The organism is Bradyrhizobium sp. Ec3.3 (assembly GCF_000472925.1).
Taxonomy (GTDB): Bacteria; Pseudomonadota; Alphaproteobacteria; order Rhizobiales; family Xanthobacteraceae; genus Bradyrhizobium.
Window position 1 is genome coordinate 110,626 of the sequence record NZ_AXAS01000015.1, and the last position, 15,422, is coordinate 126,047.

Sequence of the window (15,422 nt, forward strand, 5' to 3'; positions counted from 1 at the left end):
TTATGCGGCCCCAAATTCTTTTGACGCGTTTTCTTCACGCGAACCGGCGCCCACCTCGCTCGAAAACGCCATGCGGCTCGCCTGCATCATTTGCAGGGAGCGGACGCGGCGGCGCAAGATCTCGTTGCGCATCGCCGCCAGATGCAGCGTGACGAACAAGAGCGTGAACGCGACCGCCATCACCAGCAGCGGAATCAGGAACGATTTGTCGAGCGTCGAGCCGCCCATGCGCATCACCGAGGCCGGCTGGTGCAGCGTGTTCCACCAGTCGACCGAGAACTTGATGATCGGCAGGTTGATCGCGCCGACCAGCGTCAGCACCGCCGCGGCACGCGCCGCACGCGAGGGATCTTCCACCGCGCGCCACAGTGCCATCAGGCCGAGATACATCAGGAACAGGATCAACACCGAGGTCAGCCGCGCGTCCCATTCCCAATAGGTGCCCCACATCGGCCGGCCCCACAGCGAGCCGGTGAGCAGCGCGAGGAAGGTGAAGGCGGCGCCGATTGGAGCGGCCGCTTTCGCGGCGACGTCGGCGAGCGGATGCCGCCACACCAGCGTGCCGAGCGAGGCCACGCTCATGACGCCCCAGACGAACATCGACAGCCACGCATTGGGCACGTGGATGAACATGATCTTCACGGTGGCGCCCTGCTGATAGTCGTCGGGCGCCAGCGCCGACTGATAGAGGCCAAGCGCCAGCAGGATCACGGTCGCCCCCGCAAGCCACGGCAGCACGCGCGCCGTCAGCGCAAGGAACCGCGAGGGGTTGGCGAGGTCGATCAGCGTCATGGTCACCTGATAATCATGGCAAGGGGCCGCAGGCAATCAGCACGAAAGTGCGAACCGAAAGTTGATCGGGGTCAAGATCAGTCCAGTCCGTGCCGGAGGCTTGCGGCGGCCGCGAAGGGGCCGATCACCAGGCTGACGAGCGACAGCGCGCACAGGATCGAGAACGGCGCGCCGAACGACATTGGTCCGACGATCACGGCCTGGGAGGCCGCGACGCCGAAGATCAGCACCGGAATCGACAGCGGCAGCACCAGAACCGCCATCAGCAGCCCGCCGCGATGCAGCGTCACCGCCAGCGCCGCGCCGATCATGCCGGTGAAGGTCAGGGCCGGCGTTCCCGCCAGCAGGGTGAGGGCCACCGCGCCGGTTGCGACCATGTCGAGATTGAGCAGGAGGCCGAGCACGGGGGTTGCGACGATCAGCGGCAGGCCGGCGGCCAGCCAATGCGCCAGTGCCTTGGCGGCGCAGGCCAGTTCCAGCGGCGTCCGGCTCATCGTGATCAGGTCGAGCGAGCCGTCCTCGTGGTCGGCCATGAAGAGACGGTCGAGGGTGAGCAGGCTCGCCAGCAGCGCCCCCAGCCACAGGATCGCCGGTCCCAGCCGCGACAACAGCGCCAGATCCGGCCCCACCGCGAACGGCATCAGCACCACCACGGTCAGGAAGAACAGCACCCCAATGAGCGCTCCGCCGCCGACCCGCAGGGCAATCCGGACATCGCGACGAATAAGGGCGGAGAGGGCGGTCATGGGGCGCCTCTTGTTGCGCAACGGACATCGCGATCGCGCCGCCCGGCCGGTGCGCTCCCTCCCCCCTTGCGGGGGAGGGTGGGGGAGGGGGGTAGCCCCGAGGAAGGTGCTCGTCGGCGGCGAAGCGCCAGCAACAGAGCGCCTGCCTCCCCAGCGCTCGACCCGATAGGCCGTGCCGTGTGGCACCCCCCTTCCTGACCCTCCCCCGAAAGGGGGGAGGGAACGGAGAGGATGGAGCCTGGGCTCGAAGAAAGCCGAGAGCGCGGGGGACCAGAGCAGGAAAGCTGAGGCTGGTCGAACTTCACGCCACACCCCCGATCCGCAGCTCCCGCGCCTCGATCCCCAGCGGCATGTGGGTGGCGGCGATAATCATTCCTCCGCGTTCCAGGTGCTCCCGCATCAACCCGCAAAACATGTCCTGGCCGGCGGCGTCGAGCGCGGTGGTCGGCTCGTCCAGCAGCCAGACCGGGCGGCGGACCGTCAGCAGGCGGGCGAGCGAGAGGCGGCGGCGTTGGCCGGCGGAGAGGAACGCGGCCGGCAGATGGGCGGCGTGGTCGAGGCTGACGGTCGACAGGCTCTCGGCCCCGTCGAAGCGCTCGCCACCGAGAAAATCAGCCCAGAAAGCGAGGTTTTCCGCCACGCTCAGTGCCGGCTTCATCGCATCGCGATGGCCGAGATAATGACATTGTTCGGCGAGCGTCAGCTCGGCATCGCCGCCGGAAAGCTCGATCTTGCCCCCGGCCGGAACCAGCAGCCCCGCGATCAGCCGCAGCAGCGAGGTCTTGCCGGAGCCATTGCGCCCCACAACCGCCAGCGCCTCGCCGGAGGCGGCCACGAAATCGAGGCCGGCAAACACCTCGCGGCCGCCCCGCACGCATCTGATGCCACGCCCTGAGAGCTGCATGTCGCTTCTGGTCGACCCCGTCACCGCCGGCCCTCAAGAAAACTTGGGGTAGCGCAGCAGAATTTGAGGCTCCCGGATTGCTGCGGCACGATCGTCCTTGTGGCGGTGCGGTTAGAAAGCTTCTATAAGCCCGGAACTTGATGCAGCACTCCACTCGCTCCTGCAAGCGACCCCAGCCGGATTCGCTGACGGTGTTAAAGTACCCTCTGCCGGGTATAACTAACAATTGGGATTTCCTACATGACCTCGCTCGACAGCTTCAAATGCAAAAAGACCCTCAAGGTCGGCGCCAAGACCTATGTCTATTACAGCCTGCCGACCGCGGAGAAGAATGGTCTGAAGGGGATTTCAAAGCTGCCTTATTCGATGAAGGTGCTGCTCGAGAACCTGCTGCGCAACGAGGACGGCCGCTCGGTCAAGAAGGAGGACATCGTCGCGGTGTCCAAATGGCTGCGCAAGAAGTCGCTGGAGCATGAGATCGCCTTCCGTCCGGCCCGCGTCCTGATGCAGGATTTCACCGGCGTGCCGGCCGTGGTCGACCTCGCCGCGATGCGCAACGCGATGCAGAAGCTCGGCGGCGATGCCGAGAAGATCAATCCGCTGGTGCCCGTCGATCTCGTCATCGACCACTCCGTGATCGTGAACTTCTTCGGCGACAACAAGGCTTTCGCCAAGAACGTCACCGAGGAATACAAGCAGAATCAGGAGCGCTACGAATTCCTGAAGTGGGGCCAGAAGGCCTTCTCGAACTTCTCCGTCGTGCCGCCCGGCACCGGCATCTGCCACCAGGTCAATCTCGAATATCTGGCGCAGACCGTCTGGACCAAGAAGGAGAAGATGACGGTCGGCAAGAAGACCGGCACGTTCGAGGTCGCCTATCCCGACTCGCTCGTCGGCACCGATTCCCACACCACCATGGTCAACGGTCTCGCCGTGCTCGGCTGGGGCGTCGGCGGCATCGAGGCGGAAGCCTGCATGCTTGGCCAGCCGCTGTCGATGCTGCTGCCGAACGTGGTCGGCTTCAAGCTCAAGGGTCAGCTCAAGGAAGGCGTCACCGCGACCGACCTCGTGCTGACGGTCACGCAGATGCTCCGCAAGCTTGGCGTCGTCGGCAAGTTCGTCGAGTTCTTCGGTCCCGGCCTCGATAACCTCTCGGTCGCCGACAAGGCGACGATCGGCAACATGGCGCCCGAATATGGCGCGACCTGCGGCTTCTTCCCGGTCGATGCCGCCGCGATCGATTACCTCAAGACCTCCGGCCGCGCCGCGCCGCGCGTCGCGCTGGTGCAGGCCTATGCCAAGGCGCAGGGCCTGTTCCGCACTGCCAAGTCGGCGGACCCGGTGTTCACGGAGACGCTGACGCTCGATCTCGGCGACGTCGTCCCCTCGATGGCCGGTCCGAAGCGTCCCGAAGGTCGCATCGCGCTCCCCTCCGTGTCAGAAGGCTTCTCGCTGGCGATGGCCAACGAGTACAAGAAGGGCGATGACGCCGAGAAGCGCTACGCGGTCGAGGGCAAGAACTTCGAACTCGGCCATGGCGACGTCGTGATCGCGGCGATCACCTCCTGCACCAACACCTCCAATCCGAGCGTGCTGATCGGCGCGGGCCTGCTGGCGCGCAATGCCGCCAAGAAGGGCCTGAAGGCCAAGCCCTGGGTGAAGACCTCGCTCGCGCCGGGCAGCCAGGTCGTCGCCGAATATCTCGCCAATTCCGGGCTGCAGGCCGATCTCGACAAGGTCGGCTTCAACCTGGTCGGCTTCGGCTGCACCACCTGCATCGGCAATTCCGGTCCGCTGCCGGAGGAGATCTCGAAGTCGATCAACGATAACGGTATCGTCGCCGCCGCCGTGCTTTCCGGCAACCGCAACTTCGAAGGCCGCGTCTCGCCGGACGTGCAGGCGAACTATCTGGCTTCGCCGCCGCTCGTCGTCGCCCACGCGCTCGCGGGCAGCGTGACGAAGAACCTCGCCACCGAGCCGCTCGGCGAGGGCAAGGACGGCAAGCCGGTGTACCTGAAGGACATCTGGCCGACGACCAAGGAGATCAACGCCTTCATGAAGAAGTTCGTGACCGCGTCGATCTTCAAGAAGAAGTATGCCGACGTGTTCAAGGGCGACACCAACTGGCGCAAGATCAAGACCGTCGAGAGCGAGACCTATCGCTGGAACATGAGCTCGACCTATGTGCAGAACCCGCCCTATTTCGAAGGCATGAAGAAGGAGCCGGAGCCGGTCACCGACATCGTCGAGGCGCGCGTCCTCGCCATGTTCGGCGACAAGATCACCACCGACCACATTTCGCCGGCCGGTTCGATCAAGCTCACCTCGCCCGCGGGCAAATATCTCAGCGAGCACCAGGTGCGTCCCGCCGACTTCAACCAGTACGGCACGCGGCGCGGCAACCATGAAGTGATGATGCGCGGCACCTTCGCCAACATCCGCATCAAGAACTTCATGCTCAAGGGCGCCGACGGCAACATTCCCGAGGGCGGTCTCACCAAGCACTGGCCCGACGGCGAGCAGATGTCGATCTACGACGCCGCGATGAAGTATCAGCAGGAGAACGTGCCGCTGGTGGTGTTCGCCGGCGCCGAATACGGCAACGGCTCCTCGCGCGACTGGGCGGCGAAGGGCACGCGTCTGCTCGGCGTTCGCGCGGTGGTCTGCCAGAGCTTCGAGCGCATCCATCGCTCCAACCTGGTCGGCATGGGCGTGCTGCCGCTCACCTTCGAGGAGGGCACTTCCTGGCAGTCGCTTGGGCTGAAGGGCGACGAGAAGGTCACCCTGCGCGGCCTCGTCGGCGACCTCAAGCCGCGCCAGAAGCTGACCGCAGAGATCGTGTCGGCCGACGGCTCGCTGCAGCGCGTTTCGCTGCTCTGCCGCATCGATACGCTGGACGAGCTCGACTACTATCGCAACGGCGGTATCCTGCACTATGTGCTGCGCAAACTCGCGGCGTAAGCGCGGATTTGTGAACGATGGCTCACTGCGAAGTGAGTAGAACGTTAAGCGAAGGCGGCCTATCAAGGGCCGCCTTTGTTCGTTTGCGGTATGTTCCAGATGGGCTCGTCCAGCGAAAGGTTTTCGTCTCGGACGATGCGGGACGCACTGCGCGCGCAAGACTTATCCGTAAGACTACGGTGACCAACCGGCGAGAAGATTTCCCCTCGACATCAGCTAAGGTGTGCGGCGTTCAACATGACTATGATGGCCTCTAATCTGATTTCGCGATGGTCCGGTGCGATCTGGTCAGGTGCGATCTGGTCAAGTGCACTTGGCGTCTGCGCAATCATCGCGGTCGTCCGTCCCGCCCACGCCGATCCCCGCGCCGTCGTCGAGCTCTTCACCTCGCAAGGCTGCTCGTCCTGTCCGCCCGCCGACAAGATCATCGGCGAGCTCTCCAACGATCCCTCGATCATCGCGCTGAGCATGCCGATCGACTACTGGGACTATCTCGGCTGGAAGGACACGCTGGCGGACTCGCGCTTCTCGGCGCGGCAGCGCGCCTATTCGCGGATGCGCGGCGACCGCGAGGTCTACACGCCGCAGGTCGTGGTCAACGGCTCGGAGCATGTCATCGGCAGCGACCGCGCCGGCATCGAGAGCGCGATCGCAAAGACCGCCAAGGGCGACAACGTGATGAGCGTGCCGGTGTCGATGTCGCTCGCAGGCAAGCAGCTCAATGTCTCGGTGGCCGCGAGCAAGGAGGCGGCGGTGTCGCATGGCGAGGTCTGGATCTGCTCGATCACCAAGGCGGTGCCGATCTCGATCAGCCGCGGCGAAAATCGCGGGCAGCAGATCACTTACCACAACGTGGTGCGCAACCTGCTGAAGGTCGGCGACTGGAACGGTACTCCGGAAAGCTGGACCGTGCCGCTGGAGAACCTCACGCGCGAGGGCGTCGATGGCGCGGTAGTCTATGTCCAGGACGGCAGCCGCGAGAAGCCGGGCCCGATGCTGGGCGCGGCGTACACGTCGCTGCATTGATTGCCGACTAAAGTCTCTCGTCCCTACCGCGTATCCGCTCTTGATCCTCATGGTGAGGAGGCGCGTAGCGCCGTCTCGAACCATGTAGGCCCACGCTGAGGCAACTCGGCCTCGATCCTTCGAGACGCTTGCTGCGTAAGCTCCTCAGGATGAGGGGAGAAAATCTTTGGCGAGGAGAGAAAGTGCGTCGGCAGAAATGCCCCCACACAACAAAAAAGGACCAACTCGCGTTGGTCCTCCTTCGTGCTAACAGGCCCGATCCCGACGACCCCGGGGGGCTGGGGGCTGAGGAATCCGGAACCGAAAGGACCGGGCCAACGCACACGAATCTTTTCGCAGTGCAGGGCGGCAGGCGCTAGGCGGAAAAGCGGCGAGACTATGATTCCTGCTAACGATCCCGTGACGGTATGTCGCGAGGGAGTTCCACAGCCAGGAGGTGTGTTTGCGGTGCGATGTGCAGCCGGGCGGTTGGGGCGCCCCTTGCGGCCGACAGCGGTTGGCGCAATCATGCAACTGTCATGATCCGCGGACGGGAACGGTTTCGCGACCGCCGGTCATGCGTCAACGCGACAGGAGGCGCTGCCCATGGGTCTGATGTCGGAGGATACCGATCCGAGCGAGCAGCGCGCAGTGGCGCGTAGCGCCGCTGCGAGTTCCCAACCGAGCCGGGTGACGTTCAACCGGCTCGAATTGCATCGCATCCTCAACCTCTATGGCCGCATGGTCGCCGACGGCGAGTGGCGGGACTATGCCATCGACTTCCTGAAAGACCGCGCCGTATTCTCGGTCTATCGCCGCGCCTCCGAAGTGCCGCTTTACCGTATCGAGAAAGATCCGCGGCTCGCGCGCAAGCAGGGCATGTACAGCGTGATCTCGGCGACCGGCCTGATCCTGCGCCGCGGCCATGAGCTCGAGCGCGTGCTGCTGGTGATCGATCGGAAGCTGGCGGTGGTGTAGCCCAACGCCGTCATTCCGGGGCGATGCGAAGCATCGAACTATGGTGCGCAATTGCGCACCTGAGAATCTCGAGCCGCATTCACCACTTCTGGATTGGTTCGCGCTGGCGCGCGCCCCCTTTGCACAATTGCGCAAAGTGCATTGACAAACGCTACTTCTCCGGCACGCTCGTTGCGCCTTCACCGAGGTCGCGCTGCATCATCACCGTGTCCAGCCAGCGGCCGAACTTCAGGCCGACATTGGGGTGCGTGCCGATCATGTTGAAGCCGGCGCTGGTGTGCACGGCGATCGAGCCGGCATTGGCGGAGTCGCCGATCACGGCGATCATCTGGCGGAAGCCGCGCGCCTCGCATTCGACGATCAGCCGCTGCAACAGCGCCGAGCCGATGCCGCGGCGATGGAACGACGGCTCGAGATAGATCGAGTTCTCGACCGTGAAGCGATAGGCCGGCCGCGGCCGGTAGGCGCCGGCATAGGCGTAGCCGGCAATGCGGCCATCGAGCACGGCGACGAAATAGGGGTAGCCGCCATCCGTCAGCGCCGTGTAGCGGCGCGTCATCTCGGCGAGGTCGGGCGGTTCGAGTTCGAAGGTCGCCGTGCCGCGGCGCACGGCGTGCTCGTAGATGGCGGTAATGGCGGGAAGGTCGGCCTCGGTTGTGGGCCTGATTTCAGGTGCGGACATGGGGGCGAGATTAGAAGCTTCGTCCGGCGGCGGAAAGAGGCATTGGCGCTTCCACATAGTCATTGCGAGCGCAGCGAAGCAATCCAGAAGTGCATCCATGGAGGGACTCTGGATTGCTTCGTCGCTGCGCTCCTCGCAATGACGGTGCTTGTGGGAACGCCAACCTCACAAACAAAAACCCCGGCCTTGCGGCCGGGGCTCGTGTCATTCTCTCGGATCAGAACCTAGTCGCGCTGGCCGAGCAGCTGCAGCAGCAGCGTGAACAGGTTGATGAAGTTCAAATACAGCGACAGCGCACCGGTGATCGCCGCGCGTTCGGCAATGTCACCGCCGGCCGAGGCGTAGCCGTAGATGTAGTCGTTCTTCAGCCGCTGGGTATCCCAGGCGGTGAGGCCAGCGAACACCAGCACGCCGCCCACCGACACGATGAACTGCAGCGCCGAGCTCGCCAGGAACAGATTGACGAGGCTTGCGATGATGATGCCGATCAGGCCCATGAACAGGAACGATCCCATCCCGGTCATGTCACGCTTGGTGGTGTAGCCGTAGAGGCTCAGCGCGCCGAAGGTGGCCGCGGTGATGAAGAAGACCCGCACGATCGAGGTGTGCGTGAACACCAGGAAGATCGAGGACAGCGAGATGCCCATCAGCGCCGAGAACACCCAGAACAGGATCTGGGCGGTCGAGGGGGCCAGGCGGTTGATGCCGGCCGAGATCACGAACACCATGGCGAGCGGCGCCAGGATGAACAGCCATTTCAGCGGGCTCACGAACATCGCGTAGCCGAACGGCGTCAGGAACTGGCTGCCGATCTTGGCGGCGGCCCCCGAGGGGTCGCTGGTCACGGCCGCCATGTAGACACCGAGTGCGGCGAGGCCGGTGATGGCCAGGCCGATGCTCATGTAATTGTAGATGCGCAGCATGTATGCGCGCAGGCCGGCATCGACCGTCGCGGCGTCGACACGCCCGGCGGCCCTGCCGAAAGGAGAAGCGTAGTTGCGGTCTAGGTCCGACATGGTCGAATTCCCATTGGTTGGCCGGCCGGCACAAGGGCTGATGCCGCCCGGGTCGTCAAAATTCTATCCCGGATACCGTTGCCTGCCGACATTAATTTTGGCTAACAATCGGGGATCCGGACCCACTCGACATGTGGGAAACTAACACATTTGCTGCAAGCGTCCACGCGCGGCCGAATGTCGCCATGGACGCGCAATCTGACGCGCGGGCGTGGTTAACCCGGAAAATCCGGGAGATTGGGGTTGCCGCGCCGCCGCCCGCTTCAATTTGTCACAAATTCCGCAACACGGTGGCGGGCTTTTGGTTCAACGCCAGCAGCGTGCCGGCGAGCCCAAGCCCGACCGTGACGACAAGCGCGGAGACGACCACGCCGGCCGCGCTGCCGGCCTGCCAGACGAAGCTCAGCGTCATCAGCCGGGTCACGATCATCCAGGCCGCGATGCTGCCGGCGATGACGCCGAACACGGCGGTGGCGAGCCCGATCAGGAGATATTCGAGCGCATAGGCGCCGAGCAGCCGCAGCCGCGTGGCGCCCAACGTCTTCAGGATCACGGCGTCATAGACCCGGTGGCGATGGCCGGCGGCGAGTGCGCCGCCCAGCACCAGGATCGCGGAGATCAACGTCACCGCGCTGGCGCCGCGGATCGCGAGCGTGAGATTGGTGACGACCGAGCCGACCGTCTCCATGACCTCGCGGACCCGCACGCTTGTCACCATCGGATAGGCATCGGCGACCTCTTTGATGATCTTGCCGTCGCCGGCCGCATCGCCGCCCTGTTCGGTCAGCGTCGCGATGTGGGTATGCGGCGCGCCCTTGAAGGCATTGGGCGAGAACACCAGAACGAAATTGATGCCGAGCCCCTGCCAGTCGATGTTGCGCAAATTGCTGATTTTCGCCGGGATGTCGCGGCCGAGCACGTTGACGACGACTTCGTCGCCGAGCTTGAGCCCGAGCCCGTCGGCGATTTTCTTCTCCATCGAGACCAGCGGTGGGCCGGAATAATCGGCGCTCCACCATTCGCCCTCGACCACCTTGGAGCCCTTCGGCAGCTCGCTGGTATAGGTCAGGCCGCGGTCGCTTTGCAGCACCCATTCGGCGTCGGTCGCGGGCTTCAGGTCCTCGGCCTTGACGCCGCGCGCGGCGACGATGCGGCCGCGCAGCATCGGCACGTCCTCGACTTTCGCCCCCGGCGCGATCTGGCGCAGATAGCCGTCGAACTGCTCGGCCTGCGCGCTCGGGATGTCGATGAAGTAGAACGATGGCGCCCGGTCCGGCAGCGCCGCGAGAAACTGCCGGCGCAGATTGCCGTCGATCTGGGTGATGGTGACGAGGACGGCGAGTCCCAGCCCCAGCGACAGCACCACGGACGGCGTCAGCGCGCCGGGACGGTGGATGTTGGCGATCGCAAGCCGCAGCATCGGCAGCCGCGTGCGCGGCAATCGCCGAGCGATCGTCATCAAGAGCCCCGCAATGCCGCGCAGCACCGCAAACACCACGATGGACGAGAGCACGAACACCGTGGCGATGCGCTTGTCGAACGATAGCCCGATCACGACCGCGACGAGTAGCGCGACCACCACGGCCATGAAGGCGAGATAGCGCCAGCGCGGCCGGTGCCATTCGGCGCTGATCGTGTCGCGAAACAGCGCGGCCACCGGTACGTCATGGACGCGCCCGAGCGGCCACAGGCCAAAGGCGAGTGCGGTGAGCAGGCCATAGATGAAGGAGAGCGCTAGCTCGTCGGCATGCACGGCCGGGATCACCGGCAGCGGTAACAGCTTTCCGAACAGGCCGACGATGGCGAAGGGGAGGGCTGCGCCAAGCGCGAGCCCGATCACCGAGCCGATCCCGGCGAGCAGGATGACCTGCGCGAGATAGATGCCGAACACGTCGCGTCCGGTGGCGCCGACGGCCTTGAACGCCGCGATGACCTCGAGCCGGCGGTCGATATGGCTCTTCACGGCATTGGCGACGCCAACACCTCCGACCAAAAGCGCGGCGAGGCCGACCAGCGTCAGGAACTGGGTAAAGCGGCTGATATTGCGCTCGAGCTGAGGCGATGCATTGGAGCGGCTGCGGATCTCCCAGCCGGCCTGCGGTGCCGCGTTGCGGGCGTCGCTGATGAATGCCTCGGTCGCGCGCTCGCTGTTGGCGCTGTCAGGCAGCTTGACGCGATAGACCCAGCGCACCAGGCTGCCCGGCTGGATCAGGCCGGTGGCGCGCAAGGCTTCCTCGCTGATCAGGAAACGGGGGCCGAAGCCGATGCCGCCGGCAAGCTTGTCGGGCTCGGCCTCGACCGCGCTGCGGATCTGGAAGGTCGTGTTACCGATGGTGACGCGGTCGCCGATCCTGAGGGAAAGCCGCGCCAGCAGCGTCGGATCCGCGGCGGCACCGAACGCGCCGTCGCGCTCCGCGAGAAGATCGGACAGTGGCAATTGCGGCGTCAGCGTCAACTGGCCGAGCATCGGGTAATTGCCGTCGACCGCCTTCATCTCGACCAGCGCGAGCTTGCCGTCGGCCGCGCGCGCCATGCCGCGCAGCGTCGCGGCGATCGACACCGTGCCGCGCGAACGCAGGAAAGCGATCTCCTCAGGCTTTGCCTCGCGCTGGAACAGCACGAACGAGGCGTCGCCGCCGAGCAGCGTGCGGCCTTCACGCGCCAGGCCCTCGCTGAGGCTGGCCGCGACCGAGCCGACACCGGCAATCGCCATCACGCCGAGCGCGATGCAGGCGATGAAGACGTAGAAGCCGCGCAGGCCTCCGCGCAGTTCGCGCAACGCATAGCGCAGCGACAGCGCGGCCGCGCCGCGTCGCGCGAACGGTTCAGTGGCGACGCTCATGGCTGGGAATACTGCGTATCGATGCGCCCGGAGCGCAGGCGGATCACGCGGTCGCAGCGATGCGCAAGCGAGGAATCATGGGTCACCAGCACCAGCGTCATGCCGCGCTCGGCATGCTTGCCGAAGATGAGATCGACGATCTGCTTTCCCGTCGCTTCGTCGAGATTGCCGGTGGGCTCGTCGGCGACCAGGATCGCAGGGTCCGGCGCCAGCGCACGGGCGAGCGCGACACGCTGCTGCTCGCCGCCCGAGAGTTGCGAGGGATAGTGATGCAGGCGATCGCCGAGCCCGACCGATTGCAGCTCTTGCGCGGCGCGCTTGGCCGCATCCGGATTGCCGGCGAGCTCGAGCGGCACCGCGACGTTCTCCAGCGCCGTCATGGTCGGGATCAGGTGAAAGGACTGGAAGACGATGCCGACCTCGCGGCCGCGGAAGCGGGCGAGTGCGTCCTCGTCGAGGGCATTGAAAGGCGTGCCGCTCACCACCACCTCTCCGCTATCAGGACGCTCCAACCCCGCCATCACCATCAGCAGCGTGGATTTGCCCGACCCTGACGGGCCGATCAGGCCGATAGCTTCACTCCGGCCGACCCGAAGGCTGATATCCTTGAGAATGTGAACGCGTGCCGCGCCCGTGCCCAGTGAGAGATTGACGTTGGAAATGGAGATGGTGTCCGGCGTCGTGCCGGCCAGCGAAGAGGATTCGATGCGACTGTCCATGGTCCGGTCATATGGCAACTCCGCGCACCCGGTCGAGAGGCGTTACGGATTCTTCATGCACATAGCCGTGTTGATGGTCGCCTTGATGACGGGGATTGCCGGCGCCGGCGCGCAGGCCAAGCCGCCGGTCAAGCTGGTCGTGCTCGGCGATTCCCTGAGCGCCGGCCTCGGCCTTCAGGGCCAGGACGCATTTCCCATGAAGCTCCAAAAAGCCTTGCAGGACAAAGGTATAGCCGTCGACATGATCAATGCCGGGGTGTCCGGCGACACCTCTTCCGGTGGCCGGGACCGGCTCGACTGGTCGGTGCCGGAGGGAACCGAGGGCGTCATCGTCGAGCTCGGCGCCAACGATGCGCTGCGCGGGCTCGACCCCGACGTCACGCGCGCCGCGCTCAGCGACATCGTCGCGCGCCTGAAGGCGCGCGGCGTTGCGGTGATGCTGTGCGGCATGCTGGCGCCGCCGAACTACGGCGGCGACTATGCCGCGCGCTTCAATTCGATTTATCCGGATCTGGCGAAAAAATTCGACGTGCCGCTCTATCCGTTCTTCCTCCATGGCGTTGCGGCCGACGCCAAGCTCAACCAGGCCGACGGCATTCATCCCACCGCTGCGGGCGTCGACATCATCGTCAAGAACATGATGCCTGCCGTGGAGGCATTCCTTGGCACGATAAGCGGGCAACGACGTTGAAAAGCGGGCAATACTAACCCTAATACCCAGGGTTTTCCCGGAGTGGTCCGCGCTACGCTTCGCAGAGTCACATAACTGCGATAGGAATCAGGTTACCGGTGATTCGTCGCCGGCTCTAATTTGGACATGGGCCTTTTCAAGGCGCATGTCCAAGCATCGGGAGTGCTCAACGATGCCACGCTTGTTTACTGGTCTGGAAATTCCGGCCGAGGTCGGTCAGACACTTTCCAACTTGCGGGGCGGCCTTCCCGGCGCCCGCTGGATCGATCCCGAAAATTATCACGTCACCTTGCGCTTCATCGGCGATATCGACGGCGCCTCCGCCAACGAGATCGCCTCGCTGCTGTTTCGCGTCAACCGCAAACCGTTCGAGGTGAAGGTGCAGGGGCTCACGAGCTTCGGCGGCCGCAAGCCGCGCGCAGTCGTCGCCGCCATCGAGCCGAGCCGGCCCTTGATCGAATTGCAGGCCGAGCTCGAGCGGATGATGCAGCGCATCGGCCTCGATCCGGAAGGGCGCAAGTTCATTCCGCATGTCACGCTGGCGCGGCTGCACGATGCCTCGGACCAGGACGTCGCCGATTATCTCTCGCTGCGCGGTTACTTCCCGAGCAAGGTGTTCACGGCCGAACGTTTTGTCCTGTTCTCCTCGCGCGCATCCACCGGTGGCGGACCCTACGTCGTCGAGGATTCCTACGATCTCTGTGCGTAGGTTGGTTCTCGGGCCTCGGACGCAGCGCAGCGCTTGCGCGCTGCAGCGCGTCCGGGACACGAAATCCGCATACCCCTTTCCCTAATTCTCGGCTTGCATTTTCGGCCGGTCTCTGGCGGTAAGGGGGCCATGCTCTCCACCCCCAATTCATCGTTCCGAAGCGAATACCAGGCGCTGGTCTCGTCCGGCGCGATCGAGCCGGATGCGGCCCAGGCCGAGGTCGCGGAGGCCTATGCGGCGCTGGACCAGCGGCTTGCGAGCTACAAGCCGCAGCGCAAGCAGGGGCTGCTCGGCCGATTGTTCGGTGGCGGCGACAAGGACGATGCGCCGCGCGGGCTCTACATCCACGGCGAGGTCGGGCGCGGCAAGACCATGCTGATGGACCTGTTCTTTCAGCACTCTTCCGTCGCGCACAAGCAGCGCGCGCATTTCCATGAATTCATGGCCGAGGTGCACGAACGTATCTACGGCTATCGCCAGAACATCGCGCGCGGCGAAATCGCCGACGGCGATGTCATCGCGCTGACGGCGAACGCGATCTTCGATGAGGGCTGGCTGCTCTGCTTCGACGAATTCCACGTCACCGACATCGCGGATGCGATGATCCTGGGCCGCCTGTTCGCGAAACTGTTCGAACTCGGCACGGTGGTGGTGGCGACGTCGAACGTCGCGCCCGACGATCTCTACAAGGGCGGACTCAATCGCGCGCTGTTCCTTCCCTTCATCGCGCAGATCAACGATCACATGGACGTGCTGCGGCTCGATGCGCGCACCGATTTCCGGCTGGAGAAACTTCAGGGCGTGAAGATGTGGCTGGTGCCGGCCGATGCCGACGCCGATGCCGCGCTCGATCGCGCTTGGGCGAAGATGACCGGCCACGCCAAATGCAAGTCGCGCGATATTTCGATCAAGGGCCGCATCCTGCACGTGCCGTGCTCGGCGCACGGCGTGGCGCGGTTCTCGTTCGCAGATCTCTGCGAGAAGCCGCTCGGCGCATCCGACTACTTGCGGCTCGCGCACGACTATCACACCATCCTGGTCGACCATATTCCAGTGATGGAGTTCGCTGAGCGTAACGCCGCCAAGCGCTTCATCACGCTGATCGACACACTCTATGACAATGCTGTGAAGCTGATGGCTTCGGCCGAAGCCAATCCGGTGTCGCTGTACCTGGCAAACGAAGGCAACGAGGCCAACGAGTTCAAGCGCACGTCCTCGCGCCTGATCGAGATGAGCTCGGAATCCTACCTGGCGCAGCCGCACGGCCGCAAGGATTCCACCGCCAGTGGCTCCACCAAGGGCCTGGTGGAGACTTAAGTCCTATCTCCCAACACCGTCATTTCCGGGACGCGCGTCAGCGCGAACCCGAAAATCCTG

The 15,422-nt window shown here is 64.8% G+C and carries 13 protein-coding genes; 6 read left to right on the forward strand and 7 right to left on the reverse strand.

Annotated elements, in window-relative coordinates; translation table 11 throughout:
• The 3 genes from YUU_RS0117355 to ccmA form a co-directional block, all read right to left on the reverse strand.
• Positions 1-792 carry a heme ABC transporter permease gene (locus tag YUU_RS0117355; protein ID WP_027523532.1) on the reverse strand — a complete coding sequence of 264 codons (792 nt, stop codon included), beginning with the start codon at positions 790-792 and terminating at the stop codon, positions 1-3.
• 77 nt (positions 793-869) lie between these two features.
• Positions 870-1,538, reverse strand: a complete 669-nt coding sequence (ccmB, locus tag YUU_RS0117360; RefSeq protein ID WP_027523533.1) for a heme exporter protein CcmB — start codon at positions 1,536-1,538, stop codon at positions 870-872.
• 301 nt (positions 1,539-1,839) lie between these two features.
• Positions 1,840-2,442 carry a heme ABC exporter ATP-binding protein CcmA gene (ccmA, locus tag YUU_RS0117365; protein ID WP_027523534.1) on the reverse strand — a complete coding sequence of 201 codons (603 nt, stop codon included), beginning with the start codon at positions 2,440-2,442 and terminating at the stop codon, positions 1,840-1,842.
• A 240-nt stretch (positions 2,443-2,682) separates the two neighbouring features.
• On the opposite strand from ccmA, the gene acnA reads away from it, so the two are divergent.
• The 3 genes from acnA to YUU_RS0117380 all read left to right on the forward strand — a co-directional run bounded on the left by acnA (position 2,683) and on the right by YUU_RS0117380 (position 7,386).
• Positions 2,683-5,403, forward strand: coding sequence for an aconitate hydratase AcnA (gene acnA, locus YUU_RS0117370; RefSeq protein ID WP_027523535.1), 2,721 nt, complete (start codon positions 2,683-2,685; stop codon positions 5,401-5,403).
• Between the two features lie 243 nt (positions 5,404-5,646).
• Positions 5,647-6,429 (forward strand): DUF1223 domain-containing protein, encoded by a 783-nt coding sequence (locus YUU_RS0117375; RefSeq protein ID WP_371260491.1) that lies wholly within the window; start codon positions 5,647-5,649, stop codon positions 6,427-6,429.
• A gap of 585 nt (positions 6,430-7,014) precedes the next feature.
• A complete protein-coding gene (locus tag YUU_RS0117380) occupies positions 7,015-7,386 on the forward strand; it encodes a DUF2794 domain-containing protein (RefSeq protein ID WP_027523537.1) in 372 nt (123 codons plus the stop codon).
• Positions 7,387-7,537: 151 nt separating this feature from the next.
• On the opposite strand, the gene YUU_RS0117385 is transcribed toward YUU_RS0117380, so the two are convergent.
• The 4 genes from YUU_RS0117385 to YUU_RS0117400 form a co-directional block, all read right to left on the reverse strand.
• On the reverse strand, positions 7,538-8,068 hold the full coding sequence (locus YUU_RS0117385; RefSeq protein ID WP_027523538.1) for a GNAT family N-acetyltransferase: 531 nt from the start codon (positions 8,066-8,068) through the stop codon (positions 7,538-7,540).
• 224 nt (positions 8,069-8,292) lie between these two features.
• On the reverse strand, positions 8,293-9,084 hold the full coding sequence (locus YUU_RS0117390; RefSeq protein WP_027523539.1) for a Bax inhibitor-1/YccA family protein: 792 nt from the start codon (positions 9,082-9,084) through the stop codon (positions 8,293-8,295).
• Between the two features lie 271 nt (positions 9,085-9,355).
• Positions 9,356-11,926, reverse strand: a complete 2,571-nt coding sequence (locus tag YUU_RS0117395; protein ID WP_027523540.1) for an ABC transporter permease — start codon at positions 11,924-11,926, stop codon at positions 9,356-9,358.
• A complete protein-coding gene (locus YUU_RS0117400; protein ID WP_027523541.1) occupies positions 11,923-12,645 on the reverse strand; it encodes an ABC transporter ATP-binding protein in 723 nt (240 codons plus the stop codon). The genes YUU_RS0117395 and YUU_RS0117400 overlap by 4 nt, the downstream gene beginning before the upstream one ends.
• Before the next feature lie 55 nt (positions 12,646-12,700).
• On the opposite strand from YUU_RS0117400, the gene YUU_RS0117405 reads away from it, so the two are divergent.
• The 3 genes from YUU_RS0117405 to zapE all read left to right on the forward strand — a co-directional run bounded on the left by YUU_RS0117405 (position 12,701) and on the right by zapE (position 15,362).
• On the forward strand, positions 12,701-13,336 hold the full coding sequence (locus YUU_RS0117405) for an arylesterase (RefSeq protein WP_027523542.1): 636 nt from the start codon (positions 12,701-12,703) through the stop codon (positions 13,334-13,336).
• 172 nt (positions 13,337-13,508) lie between these two features.
• Positions 13,509-14,045 carry an RNA 2',3'-cyclic phosphodiesterase gene (gene thpR, locus YUU_RS0117410; protein ID WP_027523543.1) on the forward strand — a complete coding sequence of 179 codons (537 nt, stop codon included), beginning with the start codon at positions 13,509-13,511 and terminating at the stop codon, positions 14,043-14,045.
• Positions 14,046-14,174: 129 nt separating this feature from the next.
• On the forward strand, positions 14,175-15,362 hold the full coding sequence (gene zapE, locus YUU_RS0117415; RefSeq protein WP_027523544.1) for a cell division protein ZapE: 1,188 nt from the start codon (positions 14,175-14,177) through the stop codon (positions 15,360-15,362).
• The last annotated feature ends 60 nt before the right edge of the window (positions 15,363-15,422 follow it).

What these genes read in the sequence shown, in the direction of transcription:
- YUU_RS0117405 (WP_027523542.1), top strand. Translation starts at nt 12,701, where the DNA reads ATGCACATAGCCGTGTTGATGGTCGCCTTGATGACGGGGATTGCCGGC.
- thpR (WP_027523543.1), top strand. Translation starts at nt 13,509, where the DNA reads ATGCCACGCTTGTTTACTGGTCTGGAAATTCCGGCCGAGGTCGGTCAG.
- ccmB (WP_027523533.1), bottom strand. Translation starts at nt 1,538, where the DNA reads ATGACCGCCCTCTCCGCCCTTATTCGTCGCGATGTCCGGATTGCCCTG.
- YUU_RS0117390 (WP_027523539.1), bottom strand. Translation starts at nt 9,084, where the DNA reads ATGTCGGACCTAGACCGCAACTACGCTTCTCCTTTCGGCAGGGCCGCC.
- YUU_RS0117355 (WP_027523532.1), bottom strand. Translation starts at nt 792, where the DNA reads ATGACGCTGATCGACCTCGCCAACCCCTCGCGGTTCCTTGCGCTGACG.
- YUU_RS0117400 (WP_027523541.1), bottom strand. Translation starts at nt 12,645, where the DNA reads ATGGACAGTCGCATCGAATCCTCTTCGCTGGCCGGCACGACGCCGGAC.
- YUU_RS0117375 (WP_371260491.1), top strand. Translation starts at nt 5,647, where the DNA reads ATGATGGCCTCTAATCTGATTTCGCGATGGTCCGGTGCGATCTGGTCA.
- YUU_RS0117385 (WP_027523538.1), bottom strand. Translation starts at nt 8,068, where the DNA reads ATGTCCGCACCTGAAATCAGGCCCACAACCGAGGCCGACCTTCCCGCC.
- YUU_RS0117380 (WP_027523537.1), top strand. Translation starts at nt 7,015, where the DNA reads ATGGGTCTGATGTCGGAGGATACCGATCCGAGCGAGCAGCGCGCAGTG.
- acnA (WP_027523535.1), top strand. Translation starts at nt 2,683, where the DNA reads ATGACCTCGCTCGACAGCTTCAAATGCAAAAAGACCCTCAAGGTCGGC.
- zapE (WP_027523544.1), top strand. Translation starts at nt 14,175, where the DNA reads ATGCTCTCCACCCCCAATTCATCGTTCCGAAGCGAATACCAGGCGCTG.
- YUU_RS0117395 (WP_027523540.1), bottom strand. Translation starts at nt 11,926, where the DNA reads ATGAGCGTCGCCACTGAACCGTTCGCGCGACGCGGCGCGGCCGCGCTG.
- ccmA (WP_027523534.1), bottom strand. Translation starts at nt 2,442, where the DNA reads ATGCAGCTCTCAGGGCGTGGCATCAGATGCGTGCGGGGCGGCCGCGAG.